Here is a 14,205-nt window from a genome sequence, read left to right as displayed (position 1 = left end):
TCAGATGGGGGAGTTGCCTCCCCCGGGATCAGCTCTGAATCAGCGGTGCATGCGATTTCAGATACTGGATGCAGAGAGTGAGATCGTTCAGACAGTTTTCCAGCTTCTCTGCGTTGACGGCGATGAACGTCGGGCAATCGTGGTTGCCGGTCATCATACAGACGCCTGCGGTGGTGAGCGATCCGGCGGCGCGATAGAGCATTGCCTGCTCCTCGGCATTGCAATGCGCTCGCAGTTCCGGCGCTTTTTCACGCATGTAAGTACAAAGTTCAAAGAAGTTGTCACGCAGATGGTCGCTTTCGCTGACTGACATATACCCCTTCGCTTTCCTTAACTGCAGATAGGCCGCGAGATCAATTCGGACATTAATCATCTTGTTAAGAAGATCGCGTTTCAGTCTGTCAACGGACATGCTTTTTCCCCCCTTGTCAGCTTAATCACACCTTCAGATTATGTCTATTTTTTGTGCAATTTAATGCGTCAGGTCAATAATTAGCGACGCATTAACAAAATTTACAATGTTAAAACAGCGCCCGAAAAGCACAGCGAGAAGGCAGGCGTTCAGGCTGGGCATAAAATCATGCTTCTCCCTCACCGCGCGGATTGCGAAGCCTGCTATTTTTGAGAGGGTTAGGGCGTGGAGACAGAGGGCGTATGCCAGCGATGCCGGTGTCAGAAAAGATTATCTCGTTAAACCGGATCGACCTGAATCTGCTGACCATTTTTTGCCTGATTTACAGCGTCGGCAGTATCTCGAAAGTGGCCGATATGCTGGATATTTCCGCCTCAGCCGTCAGCCAGTCGCTGCGCAAACTGCGGGAACAGATGGGGGATAACCTGTTTGTCCGCAGCGGCAACACGCTGTTACCCACCGTGTATGCGGATGAACTGTACGACAACATCCTGCCGATCATCGATAAGCTCGCCACTCTGCTCCCCCTCTCTTCCCGCATCAAAAAGCGAAGACTCACCCTCTACACCGAGTCCTTTGTCTCGCCGTTAGTGGTGCCGGAACTGACGCAGAAGATTGTCGGGATGAACGCGGATGTCAGCCTGCTGCACCGCACCGCCGAGCTTAACGAAGCGAAGATTACCGAGCTGCTGAACATGCGCCAGGCGGATGTGGTGTTCTCCACCTTTTCTGTTGAGAGCAGTAATATTTCTTGCCAGAAGATGAGTGATATGACGCTGGTGTTGATTGCTGCAAAAGATAATCCTCTTTATGAGAATACGGTAACGGAGGAGATGTTCAGGGATGCCAATCTGGTGGGTTACAACACCAAAAACGAGAAGATTATTTATCATCGCAGCATCGTGGATAAAAAATTCCGCTCCAGCGAGCGCTGTCTGCTGACCACCTCTTTCGCCTCCATTTTACTGATTGTGTCTACCACCGACTGCCTGGGCATTATCCCGGAAAAAGTCTTTGCGACCTATTCCGGGATGTATCAGCTGAAAAAACTGGATACGCCATTTACGTTGCCACAATTCAGTATCTATTCGTCCTGCCGGAAAGAGACCAATAAAATGCTCTTTTCTCTGTTGGCCGATTTTTACGCCAGTAAACCGGCATGACGTCCGGGACGATCAGTATTTTTTCGCTTTGTGCTTACCGAACTCAACGTCATCGGCAATTTTCAGGTCAGTGACTAATCTGGACTGTGAAAGCCCGGTGGCAACAGATATGTGCGCCAGCTCGACGCCATAGATGTGAAGGGTTTTGGCCATTTCTAATTTGGATTGCAGATAGATATCTCTCATTACGTACCTCACTTTAGTTATCGACGAGGTGAAAGATAGGTTATCTGTTTAGCGTATCCAATAAGGGGCCCTTAAAGCCGGGATAAGTAATTCTAAATAGTGTAGATCCAGGCATCTTTTTTGGCTAACTCGCTAATTTTATTTGCTTTTAAAATCTTATCTGCCAGTGAATCACGTTAAACAAATCCTTGCCGAGCGTGTTGGCTGCTTGTTAAACGTGCTGGCCCTACCTTTACTCTTTGTATCGTGGATTTGATCCCCAACAATCAGAAGGAAGCGAAATCAGCCGAATACTGATCGATATAAATGAAATTTTATTCATTTTGACTAATAAAGGTGAAATATAGAGGCCAGGGATTATTGATAAAATCTAACGGTTGTTGAAAAGTTCGTTAAATATGGAAAATTAAATGAGGAAATATTTTATATCACCTGATTTTTAATGAGTTAATCATTGAAGTCTGATGTGCCGACCTTATCAAATAAAGTATGCTCAGTAGTATCCTGATACGCGGTAGCTACTGCCGCGCCAGCACCTGTCGTATAAAATTTCCCATTAGTTGCGTGTGCCGTCATTACATCGGATTGCTCTTTCATCACTTGATCCATCGTATCGTCGGTGTATGAATCGTTAGTCGAACTGTCATCCGCCTGGTGTTGTTTTGATACGACAGATTCAGCTGGTTCCGGAGAGTGTGACATATCCTCTGTAAACATGGGCCAAAAATACAAAACGGTCTTGTAAAGGACTGCTCCAGCCACGACGAACAAAACGACGAGTTCCATGTATTGCTCCACTTGGTGTGTTGATATAATTAATAATACACCATGAAAAAACGATGTTAAGGGGTAAAAGCATACCGATTTTTGCTGAGCCAGTATGCCAACTGCATCCCCATCTTTAAAACTCCCCTTCAGGTCTATTTTTACGTCAACGTCAGCGCGAAACTTTACGAATACGCAGACATCCGCCCCATTCCATGCCCTCAGAAAAAAGCCAGAAGAATTACGGTTCAGTACTTGATGAACATCACAATTACGCCTAAAAACTGGCATCCTTTAAAGCCAAAACCCTCCCATTTTTAGGAGGTTAGTAATGGCTGCACTGTGCAGTACTATTTATCTCCCATTTTGCCGTACAAATGGTTCTTTTCATTTAGTTGTCCATGCATACATATAAAGATCTCTAATGATTTTGCACCTCTAAAAATGATGGAATAGAAATGAATCGGTTAAGATTAACTCTTTTGTTATCTGCCTTTGCATCATCCGTTGCCTATGCGGAATGCTCAGGTGATTACTGGCACAGCACATGCAAATACGATAACGGCAACATAATAACTATTTCGAGAAACGGAGATATAACAGAACTCACAGGGCATAACATAAAAAGTGGGGCTCGATGGGAAGAACGTACAAGAATATGGGGAGACGATATCATTAGAAAAGGTACTGCTGCAAATGGTGCCCGGTGGCGTGAAACAAAACATAGTAAAGGTAATGGTCAGTATCAAGTTTCCGGTGTAGACGCGAGCGGCAACTCTTATAAGTACGATTGTACTGAAGCGGATTGCATTAACAGTTATTAATACTTAGTTCCCTAACAGTACTGAATACTAATCAACAAACCCCAAACGGTTCAGTACTGGTAGAGATGTTCGATTTGATTTCGTTTCTGATTCTTCTGTCCAACGGATAAACATCAGGATAGATAGCATCCGATCGGTAGGGTTGCTTTTAATGGACTGCTTATTATAAATCTTCTTATCCATCCCTGTGATAATTGTTAAATCTAACCCAATGATTGCAACAAATAGTTAAGCGCCTCATCCACGTAATCACGTGACAGGCGATCCAGGTTCCGGCAGTATAGGTTTGAGTCTGAAGAAATAGCCCCCGCTTTTAACAGCGTCGATAAAATCACCTACTTTACCCTTTCGGTTTTTTCCACGAAAAGCACTCAATCCTGGCTCAATGACTTCAACCACTTCCAGTTTATGTTCAGCAGCATATGCCCGTGCAGCCGCTACCAGCCTGGTTCGCGTCCTTCCCTTTTCCTGAAGGCCTGATGACCACCTGATATAGCTGTAGAGTTGAGGCATGATGTATACTCCGCGTTTTCCTGAGCAATGTATTGTATAAAATTATGGCAAAGATTGGATTTATATCATTGGGTTGTCCAAAAAACCTGGTGGATTCCGAACGCATCCTGACTGAACTTCGCACCGAAGGCTATGACGTCGTACCCAGCTACGACAATGCCGACATGGTGATCGTTAACACCTGCGGCTTTATCGATAGCGCCGTGCAGGAGTCTCTGGAAGCCATCGGTGAAGCACTCACTGAAAACGGCAAGGTGATTGTCACCGGTTGTCTGGGCGCCAAAGTCGATCAAATCCGCGAAGTTCACCCTAAGGTGCTGGAAATCACCGGTCCACACAGCTATGAGCAGGTGCTGGAACATGTGCATCACTATGTGCCAAAACCAAAGCATAATCCGTTCCTGAGCCTGGTGCCGGAACAGGGCGTGAAGCTGACTCCGCGTCACTATGCGTACTTAAAAATTTCCGAAGGCTGCAACCATCGCTGCACCTTCTGCATTATCCCGTCCATGCGTGGCGATCTGGTGAGTCGTCCGATTGGCGAAGTGCTCGCCGAAGCCAAACGTCTAGCCGATGCGGGCGTGAAAGAGCTGCTGGTGATCTCCCAGGACACCTCCGCTTACGGCGTGGACGTGAAACACCGCTCCGGCTTCCACAACGGCGAGCCGGTGAAAACCAGCATGGTTGGCCTGTGCGAACAGCTCGCTAAGCTGGGCATCTGGACGCGTCTGCATTACGTTTACCCGTACCCGCACGTGGACGACGTGATCCCGCTGATGGCGGAAGGCAAAATCCTGCCGTACCTGGACATCCCGCTGCAGCACGCCAGCCCGCGTATTCTGAAGCTGATGAAGCGTCCTGGCTCCGTTGACCGCCAGCTGGCGCGCATCAAGCAATGGCGTGAAATCTGCCCGGATCTGACCCTGCGTTCCACCTTTATCGTTGGCTTCCCGGGTGAAACCGAAGAAGACTTCCAGATGCTGCTCGACTTCCTGGTTGAAGCGCGTCTGGACCGTGTGGGCTGCTTCAAGTACAGCCCGGTTGAAGGCGCGACCGCCAACGAACTGGCGGATCAGGTGCCGGAAGAGGTGAAAGAGGAACGCTGGAACCGCTTTATGCAGCTGCAACAGCGGATCTCTGCTGAACGTCTGCAGGAGAAAGTGGGCCGCGAAATTCTGGTGATCGTTGACGAAGTGGACGAAGAAGGCGCGATTGGCCGCAGCATGGCCGATGCCCCGGAAATCGACGGCGCGGTCTACCTGAATGGCGAAACCAAGGTGAAACCGGGTGATATCGTGCGCGTGAAGGTTGAAAACGCCGACGAGTATGACCTGTGGGGTAGCCGGGTTTAATCGACTCTGTGCATAATGCCTGATGGCGCTGCGCTTATCAGGCCTGCGGAAATGGGGACTTTACGTCCCCTTTTTATTTCATTAGTACTCGAACTGCCGGTAATAACGGCGAATATCCAGACTGTGGCCGGTGTAGTGCTCGAAATGGGCAGCCAGACGGTCCACCAGCAAGGTTGAGATAACGCACGGCGCCAGCAGCCAGCGGAACTTATCATCAATCCCCACCAGCGCGTATTCACGCGGATCAAACACCACCAGGTTATCGGTAATTTTGGCCGCAAAACGCTCCACGCGATCGTCCAGCGCCCGGCATTTGCCCTCACCTTTCACCAGGAACAGCGGGACATCTTTCTCCAGCAGCTCCAGCGTGCCGTGGAAAAACTCCGCAGACGAGACCGACTTAGTGCGCTTCCACTGCATCTCCTCCAGAATACACATCGAGAAGAGATAGACTTCGCCCCACATCTCCGCGCCGCCAATCCACATCATATAGTCGGCATTATGATATTTTTTTGCGATCGCGTCGGCCTGCGGATCAAATTTTTTTTTGGCGTTCAGGAGATTCTCAGGTAACAGCTCCAGCTGGCTGGCAAAGCGATCATAGTTTTCAAATTCCCCGTTACCCTGTACCAGGCGGAAGAATACCCAGTACAGCAGCATGTACTCATATTCCACGCCGTTTTTGTGCCGCATCGGAATATGCCAGGTGGCGGCATTTGCCAGCGGGGAATCGCTGTTTTTGGTGATCGCCACCACGCGGATCCCTTGGGCCTTGCACCATTCGGCAATCGCCACCGACTCTTTGGTATCACCCGATTTCGAGAGGGTAATCACTACGGAATCTTTATTTAAGCGTTTATGTCCGGCATGAATTAATTCCGCCGCCTGCTCAAGGTAAACCGGCATTTCGGTTATTTCCCGGGCGAAGGCGTTCATCGCCATCATCGGCGCTAACGAGCCTCCTACCGAGGCGAAAAATAACGTGCTGAAGCCCTGCTGAATAATCTCGTCAGCCACCTGTTCCGCCTGTTTGCGCGCAGCAACAATCTCACGAGCACTGGTCAGGTACTCGTCATGATTAAAACCTAACATAGCCATTCTCCTTTAGATTTTACTTTTTAAAACCCGATCGAAGTCGTCGAAAATACGCACCGAGAGATCGATGCCTTTGGCGCAGGCGGTTCGCCAGGCCAGAATCTGGAAGGGGACAATCAGCAGTAGCGGCGAGAGCAGATGCGGCAGGCGGCAGTTCAGCGCCAGGGTATCCGGCCCCTCCTCGCCCGTCAGGGTGACCAGAAACGCCCGCTTTACCGCCGGGGCCATATAGTCCCGAAGCGCCCGCAGGCGCGGGTTTGGCGCGTCCTCAATAAAGAACATCACATGCTCAGCGTTGGCTTCCAGATAAGGGCCATGCATGTAGGCCTCCAGCTCAAAGCCGCCGGACGGCACCCGCACCGTTTCGGTAAACTTGGTCTCAAACTCTTTCGCCACCCCGGTCAGGGCCCCTTCACCGATGGCGATAAAGCGCGTCCCGGCCTGCAGTTCCTGAACGTGCCGCTCGAAAAAGGCCTCGGTGCGGGCGATAGTGTCGGGGATCGCTCCCGCCAGCTGGTGCAGTGCCGCCAGATAGTCGTCCGTTTCCCGCTCATCGATCTGCTGCTGCGCCCGGGCGATAGTCAGCGCGACCAGCAGCAGATTCAGTACCGTGGCGCTAAAGCCGCGGGTCACGAAGCCCACCTTCTCAATCCCGGTATGGATATCCAGCACATGGTCGCAGCGGCGGCCTATCGGGCTGTCCGGATCCGAGGTCAGGGCAAACACCGGCAGCCCGGCGGCCTGCACCTTCTCCATCGCCGCCAGCGTCGAGGCGCTTTTCCCGCTCTGGGAAACCACCAGCACCATGTCGGTGTGCGGGTCGATGGCTTCATAGTGGACAAAGTTGTACGGCTCTTTGATCTCGAGAAGCTGGCCAAAACGGTGTTCAAAGAAGTAGCGCGCGCACATCGCCGCATTCAGCGATGAACCGGTCGCCAGCACCAGCAGACGGCGCACCGGATGCTGGCGGGCAAAAGCCTCCACGGACGCCAGATGCTGCGGGTATGCGTTGAGGATCTCCGCCAGCGCCGCGGGCTGTTCTTCGATATAGGTCATCATTGTTGGTTGCATCGTCTTCTCCGCTTAAAACAGGCCAATCCACGAACCCAGAATCCCCACCAGCGCCATGCCCCCGATAATGGTGAGCGGTTTAACCTTGCGCCCCAGCAGCCAGTAGACAATCCCGAAGCTGATGAGCGGCAGCAGGCAGGGCATGATGTTGTTGATGATGTCCTGAACGCCGGTTTTCGCCTCCCCCGCGCCGAAGGAGATGGGGATGGTGATGTTGATCATCGAGGCGGCCATCGCCCCCACCACCATCAGCCCGATAATCGACGCCCCGTAGGTGAGGCTCTCCATCATCCCGCTCTTCTGGACCCGATGAAGCACCCCGGTGCCGAGCACGTAGCCCCAGCGGGTAAAGAGCCAGCGCACCAGAATGTGCGGCATGTTAAACACCAGCAGGAACAGGATTGGGCCCAGGATGTTGCCCTGCAGGGCGAGGCTGGTGCCGATACCGGTGGCAATCAGGCGCAGCGTTCCCCAGAAGAAGGAGTCTCCCAGCCCGGCCAGCGGCCCCATCAGGGATGCCTTGACGTTGTCGATCGCCGTGCCGTCCATCTCCTGCTGCTGGCTGTTCTTCTCCTCCATCGCGGTGGTGATGCCGAGCAGCAGGGTGACGATATGCGGCGTGGTGTTGAAGAACACCAGGTGGCGTTTTAACGCCGCGGCCAGCTCTGCCTTTTGCGGGTAGAGCTTTTTCAGTACCGGGATCAGGGCATACACGAACGCAAGGTTCATCTGCCGCTCATAGTTCCAGGAAAATTCCATCTGGAACGACCGCCAGAACACCCGGCGTAGATCGCGTGCGTTGATGGCATTCTCATCATGCACCTGAGGCAGGGTCTCTTCAGAAATCTTCATCGTCATCGTTGACTCCTTGATCGGTCGTTGGACGAGGGGCGTTACGTGCAGTCGTGTTGACCATCACCACCGCCACAATGGCACCGAGAATGGCGATACCGGTGACGGGTATTTTCAGGTACGCCATCAGGGCAAAGCCGAGGAAGAAAAAGGGCGCCACTTTTTTGTTGATCAGCAACCGGGCGAGCATCGCGAAGCCCAGCGCCGGAATGATCCCCGTCGCCACGCTGAGTCCGTGCTTAATAAACTCCGGGATGGCATCCAGTAAGGATTTCACCGCGCTGCTGCCGACCAGGAAGGAGATGGTCACCACCGCCGCCAGCATCAGCGACAGACCAAACCCGGCGATAAGGTGCATCCGCTCAATGCCGCGGGTATCCGCCTGGTCGGCATAGCCGTCGGCCTTCTGGCTGAGCATCGGGATAAACATGCCGAGATAGACGTTCTTCAGCACCAGGGTCAGGGTGGCAATCGGCAGGCCGAGCAGTAGCGCCGTTTCCGTTCCCGCCCCGGAGGTGATGGCAAACGCCACCCCCAGCACCCCGCCGGTGACCACATCTGGCGGAATAGACGCCCCCACTGAAAACGACCCGATAAACGCCAGCTCCAGCGTCGCCCCCATAATCACGCCCGTTTGCACATCGCCTAACACCAGCCCGGTTAATAATCCGGTGACAATCGGCCGGGAGAGCAGCGAGGTGCCCAGGGCATATTCCGACTGGGCGATAAACGCCACCAGCCCGAGTAAAAGTGCCTCTACCATAGTGAGTCCTCAGGAATTACAGCGATTCCGCTAATAACTGTTTGCGATCGTTAGGCACCTGGCGTATTTCGATCTCCACGCCGTTGCCGACCAGCTGAGTGAGTTTTTCTATTTCGTCCGGCAGCAAATTGATGGCCTTTGAAATATTCCGCGCCCCCTCCTTCGCTTTAACGCCGCCGAGATTGATGCTCTTAATTCCGTCTACCGCCGAGGCTAAACGCCAGGCATCCTCCACCGACTCCACCACGATAAACAGGTTGTATTTATCGGTGACGCCGCTTTTGATGGCTTCAATCGAGTCGTTGATATTTTTAATCACCAGCTTGACCGCAGGCGGCTTGGCCAGCTTGATGGTGGTTTTTCGCAGTTCATCGTTGGGCACGCTGTCGTTGGCAATTAAGATGCAATCCGCCCCGACATATTGCGTCCAGGAAAAAGCCACCTGGCCGTGTAATAAGCGGTGGTCAACACGCAGTAACGTAATCATTATTATTCCTCCTGTTCAGAAGTCTTTGTCCGCCTGTACCGCACTGGCAATGGTGTGGTTGCAATACTGAATACTTTCCCGGCAGCTTAATAACGCGTCATGGATTAATTTTTCGGTATCCTGTTCATCCGCGGAAATAAGCAGACCGATGACCAGCGGCAAATTAAGCCCGGCGATCAGATGAAAATTCGGCTGACGCAGATAGCGGATAAATTCGTTATTGACGCTGCCGGCAAAAATATCGGTGATCGCAATCACCTCATCCTGGGCGGGTAGCCCGGCGAGCAGCTCATCCACCTGCCCGGTGACGTCCTGGTGCTCGTCGACATAGGCGCAGAGGGTATAGATGTCCTGCTGCTTGCCGAGGATCAGCTCGACCGAGTCGAGTACCCCGCGGGCTAAGGTGCCGTGACTGGCAAATATGTAATGTCGTTTCATCCTGTCCTCGAATGCTCATTCCACTTACCAGACAGAGATTGCAACCCACGTGCCAGGAAAAAGTGGCGCGTGGGCGATGAGGAGAGAGGGGGAGATTAAAACTCTTGATCTGCCTGAATAAATTCCGTTTCGAGGGTCAGAATATTGTGGATGTAACAGAGCTCGACAACCGGGATTTTGACACTATAGCTGCTCTCAATGACACTAAAGGCCTGGCGCAGTAGCGCCAGCTCGCTTTCAGGACACTGTCGCCCGGCGTAGGTGGTGGGCGAGGCATTGCGGATCAGCCGTTCAATCAGACAGCTGATGTGGACATAGAGCGCCACCTTGCGTTCGTTCTGCACCTGACAGCCCGCCAGATGCTCATAGCGGAAGACAAACTGCTCCACCTGGTTGATCACTTTGGTGGTATCGAGAATGGTCACCGACTCAATCACCCGCCGCAGGGAGAAATTCTTCAGCAGCAGATTGTTGATCTCCGCCACCTGTTCCTCCGTGGCGATATCGCCAAAGATGCGCATCAGCGGCCGCGTCCCCTCCCCGGCAATCAGTGAATCCAGCGAGATCCAGGGCACATCCGGCACCTGCGGATCGAAAGTGCCGACAATCGCCAGCATGTCGTAGCGGTTAAAGGCCACCGCCCGCTCTTGCGCGTCGCTGAGCATCTCGTAGTCGCAGGCGATAATCTCAATCCCCAACGCCTCCGGGATGCTGGCCTTCAGCAGATGGCAGAGGTTGGCCGCCGCGCCGATCCCGGTGATGCAGGTGGTGAGAATAACCCGGGGTTTACTGGCCTGCGGCCAGAAGAGCTGGTGCTCCACCGGCAAATCGCTGCCGATCTCGCTGGCAATATCCTCGATGTGATGCCCCTGCAGGATACGCTCCCCGACGTACAGCGCCATGCTGGTAGACACATTGTTCACAATCGCCACCGGGGTAGAGACGCGGCGCTGGAAGTGGCTGTGGATGGCATTCAACGAACCCATATCCACCAGGATCATCAGCCCGGACGCCAGGGCGTTGCTTTCGATGTAGTGCATCACCTGCTGGGCAATCGCCTCCGGCGTGACGTCCAGCGGCATGTCGAAGGATTCAAACACCGTCTGTTTCAGCAGGCGGTTCGCCACGTTGGCAATGCTGCTGGCGGTGGCGTAGCCGTGGGCGAGGATCACCGCCCGCGTCACCTGGGTCTGGCTCACCGCCCCGGATTTATGCAGCCACAGCACCAGCAGCAGGGCGTCGATGCGCTGGGCCTCGATATCGAGCTTTTGCGTCAGGGCGGCGATCATCGCCTGGCAAAAGCGGTACAGCAGGGGGTACTTTTGTGCCAGAAAATCATCCAGCAGCCGGACCCGCTCCTGGCTCAGGGAAGAGAGTGCGCTTTGGGCGCGATGCACCAGATAGTGGCTCAGGGCGTAGATGCCATTGCCGTTAAACTGGACGTTGAACTGCTGCTCCAGCCGGTAAAACTCCTCCCGCACCTGCTGGGTGGTGAGCTGTAAGACCGGCGAGGCGGTGGTATCCCGGTGGTGAAACACCAGCCTGTCGAACAGGGTTTCGATCTCCTCCCCCATCCGCCGGTGGACCTCCTCCCAGCCCGAGCGGCCGCTGAGCACCTCTTCGTACAGGGCCAGCACCTGACACTGGGTATCGTGGATCATCCCCTGGGTGCGATCGTGGGCGCGGAGCAGCCAAAGGAGGTTGGTCTCCGGCTCGATGGTCAGCGGCTCTTCCGCCACGGGGGCGTCGCTCATCAGCGGGATCGCGGCCAGCACCTTCTCCGGCAGATCCTGGATGGTGACGCCAATCGCCGCCTGCCCCCGCTGTCTGGCCCAGGCGGCGGCGACCGCATACCTGACCACGTTTTTCAGCTCGCCGACGTTGCCGCGATAGAGCGCGTGATGCAGCACCTGGCGCAGACGCGGGGTCAGGTTCAGGCGCGCGTTCAGCTTTTGCGCCTCCCGCCAGAAGAACTGGAGGATCAGCGCCTCTTTCTCCTGACGGGAGCGCGCCTGCAGGTCGGGCAACGTGACCAGGATTGGAATGCGGCGCAGGAAGGTGGTTAAAAAGGTGCTGTGCAGCTCCTCGGTGGTGGCGAAGACCAGCCGCGTGGTGATGCGGCGCCCCTGGGCGGTCTCCCCCACCCGGTAGATCTCCTTCCGGTCGAGCCAGGTAAAGAGTTTCTCCTGGCCCTCGGCGTTCAGGCGATGCACCTCGTCGAGAAACAGAATGCCCCCGTCGGCGGCTTCGAATGCCCCCTGCTTATCGGTCTGCGCCCCGGTAAAGGCCCCTTTCACGTAGCCGAACAGGTTAGCCGCCAGCAGCTCCGGATTGCTGGCGTATTGGGCGCAGTTAAAGCTGACAAAGGGGGCATCGTCCGCCAGCAGCCCCTGGGAGATGGCGAAGGCGTGCATCAGGTTCGCCATATAGCTTTTGCCGGTGCCGCTGTCGCCGGTGATCAGCAGCGGCAGGCCGCCATCGGGATAGAAGAGCGCGGTTTTCAGCTGGGCAATGGCCTTTTTCAGGCTGCCGTCATGACCGATGAGAAGAGAAAAGTGATCCGGCGGTTCCTGACCGCTGTCGCCGTCGTTGAGCAGCTGGGCGATGCTGTCGTATTCATTCCCGGCCAGGCCGAAAAACTGCTGGCTGAAGGCTTTTTTGTGCAGGAAGTAGACCGGGCGGGTATTGATTTTGACCAGCTCTCCCTGGGCCACCAGCTGGTTCAGATAGTGGCTGGCGGTATTGCGCTTGAGGTCGAACCGCTCTGCGAGGTAGCGGGCGGTAAAGACCTCGCTCAGGTTTTCCGGGTCGAAAAAATCGGTCTGGTTGGCGAGAAAGGTCAGGATTTCGTTGCGCATGGTGTATCCCACGTCTGGCGTATCGTGGGGATATGATGCCCGTAAACCTGCGGGCGGAGGGAGCGCGACGGCGGGGAATGTGCGCTTTTGTGGGGGAGTGCACAGAATGCCTGAGGGGGAAACAGGCTGCACCGGGGCAACATTGCCGGGTGGCGGCTGCGCCTTACCCGGCCTACGAACTGAATGGAGAAGGGCCGACCGTGCAAATGACTAAATCGTAATCCGGTAGCGAACGTAATCATCCACCACTGCCAGCTGATCATACAGCGCCCGGGCCGGATTGCCTGTCCGGGTCACCCAGTAGACCTTCGACCACGCCTTTTGCCGTGCCTCGTCAATGATGGCTTCAATTAACGCCCTGCCCGCCCCCTTGCCGCGCGCCGCTTCATCGACAAACAGATCTTCCAGATAGCACAGCGGCCGGGTCACCCAGGTGCCTTCATGCAGCACGCAGATGGCAAAGCCCACCACACCCTGCTCGGTTTCTGCCAGCCGGCAGAACAGGCCGGAATCCGGGGATAACACCCGACGCCAGGTCACCAGGGTCACCGCCTCATCGAGATCAGTACCGAAAAAATGGAGATACCCCTTCCACAATCTTAACCATGCGTCGTAATCGTCCGCCTGCGCTTCACGCACTTCTACCATCGTTGTTACTCCTTGTTCTTACTCGCGCCCTCGGGAACCAGGCTACTTTTATAACTCATAACATCACCGGAGATAACAATGAAAGTCTTAATGGTTCTCACCTCTCACAGTGACCTGGGCAATACCGGTAAGAAAACGGGCTTCTGGCTGGAAGAGTTCGCCGCCCCGTATTACATCTTCAAAGATGCGGGAGCCGAAGTGGTGCTGGCCTCACCGGCGGGCGGTCAGCCGCCGCTGGATCCCAAAAGTGATTCACCCGATTTTCAGACCGAACTGACCCAGCGCTTCAAAGCCGATCCGGCGGCTCAACATGAACTCGCCAACACCCTGAAGCTCGACAGCGTGCGTCAGGAGGATTTCGACACCGTCTTCTACCCTGGCGGCCACGGCCCGCTGTGGGATCTGGCCGAATCCCGGACCTCCATCGCCCTGATTGAAGCCTTCAACCGCGCCGGTAAACCGACGGGCTTCGTCTGCCATGCCCCGGGCGTGCTGCGCCACGTGAAGGCCGCTTCTGGCGAACCGCTGGTCAAGGGCCGTCAGGTGACCGGCTTTACCAACGGCGAAGAGGCCGACGTCGAGCTGACCGATATCGTCCCGTTCCTGGTGGAAGATGAGCTAATCGCCCTGGGGGCTCATTACCAGAAAGGCCCGAACTGGGGATCTTATATTGTCGAAGACGGCACGCTTATCACCGGGCAGAACCCGGCCAGCTCCGAAGATGTCGCCAAAGCGTTAGTAAAAGCGCTGCGCTAACCCCTCCGCCCGGCCGCTGGTC

General features: G+C 54.7%; 16 protein-coding genes. 4 read left to right on the top strand and 12 right to left on the bottom strand.

The genetic code is table 11. From position 1 onward, the window contains the following. Positions 1-28 precede the first annotated feature (28 nt). On the bottom strand, positions 29-412 hold the full coding sequence (gene bssR / locus GNG27_RS07495; RefSeq protein ID WP_156263282.1) for a biofilm formation regulator BssR: 384 nt from the start codon (positions 410-412) through the stop codon (positions 29-31). Positions 413-654: 242 nt separating this feature from the next. Here bssR and GNG27_RS07490 point away from each other — a divergent pair, with 242 nt between their 5' ends. After that, entirely contained in the window at positions 655-1,575 is a 921-nt protein-coding gene (locus GNG27_RS07490) for a LysR family transcriptional regulator (protein WP_156263281.1), read from the top strand. A 12-nt stretch (positions 1,576-1,587) separates the two neighbouring features. On the opposite strand, the gene GNG27_RS07485 is transcribed toward GNG27_RS07490, so the two are convergent. Together GNG27_RS07485 and GNG27_RS07480 are read right to left on the bottom strand one after the other, a co-directional pair. Continuing rightward, a complete protein-coding gene (locus GNG27_RS07485) occupies positions 1,588-1,761 on the bottom strand; it encodes a glycine cleavage system protein T (RefSeq protein WP_142488823.1) in 174 nt (57 codons plus the stop codon). A gap of 447 nt (positions 1,762-2,208) precedes the next feature. Beyond that, the gene (locus GNG27_RS07480; RefSeq protein WP_156263280.1) at positions 2,209-2,547 is read right to left on the bottom strand and encodes a hypothetical protein; all 339 of its coding nucleotides are present in this window, start codon (positions 2,545-2,547) and stop codon (positions 2,209-2,211) included. A gap of 437 nt (positions 2,548-2,984) precedes the next feature. On the opposite strand from GNG27_RS07480, the gene GNG27_RS07475 reads away from it, so the two are divergent. After that, positions 2,985-3,350, top strand: coding sequence for a hypothetical protein (locus GNG27_RS07475; RefSeq protein ID WP_156263279.1), 366 nt, complete (start codon positions 2,985-2,987; stop codon positions 3,348-3,350). A 249-nt stretch (positions 3,351-3,599) separates the two neighbouring features. On the opposite strand, the gene GNG27_RS07470 is transcribed toward GNG27_RS07475, so the two are convergent. Then, the gene (locus GNG27_RS07470) at positions 3,600-3,863 is read right to left on the bottom strand and encodes a hypothetical protein (RefSeq protein ID WP_156263278.1); all 264 of its coding nucleotides are present in this window, start codon (positions 3,861-3,863) and stop codon (positions 3,600-3,602) included. A gap of 44 nt (positions 3,864-3,907) precedes the next feature. Here GNG27_RS07470 and rimO point away from each other — a divergent pair, with 44 nt between their 5' ends. Beyond that, entirely contained in the window at positions 3,908-5,215 is a 1,308-nt protein-coding gene (gene rimO / locus GNG27_RS07465) for a 30S ribosomal protein S12 methylthiotransferase RimO (protein ID WP_370462887.1), read from the top strand. A gap of 81 nt (positions 5,216-5,296) precedes the next feature. On the opposite strand, the gene GNG27_RS07460 is transcribed toward rimO, so the two are convergent. From GNG27_RS07460 to GNG27_RS07425, 8 genes are all read right to left on the bottom strand, one after another. After that, positions 5,297-6,307, bottom strand: coding sequence for an SIS domain-containing protein (locus GNG27_RS07460; protein WP_156263276.1), 1,011 nt, complete (start codon positions 6,305-6,307; stop codon positions 5,297-5,299). A 12-nt stretch (positions 6,308-6,319) separates the two neighbouring features. Continuing rightward, positions 6,320-7,381: an SIS domain-containing protein gene (locus GNG27_RS07455; protein ID WP_156263275.1), complete on the bottom strand. Its 1,062-nt coding sequence runs from the start codon at positions 7,379-7,381 to the stop codon at positions 6,320-6,322. 12 nt (positions 7,382-7,393) lie between these two features. Then, positions 7,394-8,239 carry a PTS system mannose/fructose/sorbose family transporter subunit IID gene (locus GNG27_RS07450; protein WP_156263274.1) on the bottom strand — a complete coding sequence of 282 codons (846 nt, stop codon included), beginning with the start codon at positions 8,237-8,239 and terminating at the stop codon, positions 7,394-7,396. After that, positions 8,220-8,996, bottom strand: a complete 777-nt coding sequence (locus GNG27_RS07445; protein WP_156263273.1) for a PTS mannose/fructose/sorbose/N-acetylgalactosamine transporter subunit IIC — start codon at positions 8,994-8,996, stop codon at positions 8,220-8,222. Before GNG27_RS07445 ends, GNG27_RS07450 begins: the two co-directional genes overlap by 20 nt. Before the next feature lie 16 nt (positions 8,997-9,012). Then, the gene (locus GNG27_RS07440) at positions 9,013-9,483 is read right to left on the bottom strand and encodes a PTS sugar transporter subunit IIB (protein WP_142488816.1); all 471 of its coding nucleotides are present in this window, start codon (positions 9,481-9,483) and stop codon (positions 9,013-9,015) included. A 15-nt stretch (positions 9,484-9,498) separates the two neighbouring features. Further along, positions 9,499-9,921, bottom strand: coding sequence for a PTS sugar transporter subunit IIA (locus GNG27_RS07435; RefSeq protein ID WP_156263272.1), 423 nt, complete (start codon positions 9,919-9,921; stop codon positions 9,499-9,501). A 95-nt stretch (positions 9,922-10,016) separates the two neighbouring features. After that, positions 10,017-12,779: a sigma 54-interacting transcriptional regulator gene (locus GNG27_RS07430; RefSeq protein ID WP_156263271.1), complete on the bottom strand. Its 2,763-nt coding sequence runs from the start codon at positions 12,777-12,779 to the stop codon at positions 10,017-10,019. 210 nt (positions 12,780-12,989) lie between these two features. Further along, positions 12,990-13,427 (bottom strand): GNAT family N-acetyltransferase, encoded by a 438-nt coding sequence (locus tag GNG27_RS07425; protein ID WP_156263270.1) that lies wholly within the window; start codon positions 13,425-13,427, stop codon positions 12,990-12,992. 78 nt (positions 13,428-13,505) lie between these two features. Here GNG27_RS07425 and GNG27_RS07420 point away from each other — a divergent pair, with 78 nt between their 5' ends. Then, positions 13,506-14,183, top strand: coding sequence for a type 1 glutamine amidotransferase domain-containing protein (locus tag GNG27_RS07420; RefSeq protein ID WP_156263269.1), 678 nt, complete (start codon positions 13,506-13,508; stop codon positions 14,181-14,183). Positions 14,184-14,205 lie beyond the last annotated feature (22 nt).

The organism is Leclercia sp. 119287 (genome assembly GCF_009734485.1).
Taxonomy (GTDB): Bacteria; Pseudomonadota; Gammaproteobacteria; order Enterobacterales; family Enterobacteriaceae; genus Enterobacter; species Enterobacter adecarboxylatus_C.
This window is presented reverse-complemented; position numbering and strand designations above follow the sequence as displayed.

Coding starts and splice junctions, on each gene's coding strand:
- bssR (WP_156263282.1), bottom strand. CDS start 412: ATGTCCGTTGACAGACTGAAACGCGATCTTCTTAACAAGATGATTAAT.
- GNG27_RS07490 (WP_156263281.1), top strand. CDS start 655: ATGCCAGCGATGCCGGTGTCAGAAAAGATTATCTCGTTAAACCGGATC.
- GNG27_RS07485 (WP_142488823.1), bottom strand. CDS start 1,761: ATGAGAGATATCTATCTGCAATCCAAATTAGAAATGGCCAAAACCCTT.
- GNG27_RS07480 (WP_156263280.1), bottom strand. CDS start 2,547: ATGGAACTCGTCGTTTTGTTCGTCGTGGCTGGAGCAGTCCTTTACAAG.
- GNG27_RS07475 (WP_156263279.1), top strand. CDS start 2,985: ATGAATCGGTTAAGATTAACTCTTTTGTTATCTGCCTTTGCATCATCC.
- GNG27_RS07470 (WP_156263278.1), bottom strand. CDS start 3,863: ATGCCTCAACTCTACAGCTATATCAGGTGGTCATCAGGCCTTCAGGAA.
- rimO (WP_370462887.1), top strand. CDS start 3,908: ATGGCAAAGATTGGATTTATATCATTGGGTTGTCCAAAAAACCTGGTG.
- GNG27_RS07460 (WP_156263276.1), bottom strand. CDS start 6,307: ATGTTAGGTTTTAATCATGACGAGTACCTGACCAGTGCTCGTGAGATT.
- GNG27_RS07455 (WP_156263275.1), bottom strand. CDS start 7,381: ATGCAACCAACAATGATGACCTATATCGAAGAACAGCCCGCGGCGCTG.
- GNG27_RS07450 (WP_156263274.1), bottom strand. CDS start 8,239: ATGACGATGAAGATTTCTGAAGAGACCCTGCCTCAGGTGCATGATGAG.
- GNG27_RS07445 (WP_156263273.1), bottom strand. CDS start 8,996: ATGGTAGAGGCACTTTTACTCGGGCTGGTGGCGTTTATCGCCCAGTCG.
- GNG27_RS07440 (WP_142488816.1), bottom strand. CDS start 9,483: ATGATTACGTTACTGCGTGTTGACCACCGCTTATTACACGGCCAGGTG.
- GNG27_RS07435 (WP_156263272.1), bottom strand. CDS start 9,921: ATGAAACGACATTACATATTTGCCAGTCACGGCACCTTAGCCCGCGGG.
- GNG27_RS07430 (WP_156263271.1), bottom strand. CDS start 12,779: ATGCGCAACGAAATCCTGACCTTTCTCGCCAACCAGACCGATTTTTTC.
- GNG27_RS07425 (WP_156263270.1), bottom strand. CDS start 13,427: ATGGTAGAAGTGCGTGAAGCGCAGGCGGACGATTACGACGCATGGTTA.
- GNG27_RS07420 (WP_156263269.1), top strand. CDS start 13,506: ATGAAAGTCTTAATGGTTCTCACCTCTCACAGTGACCTGGGCAATACC.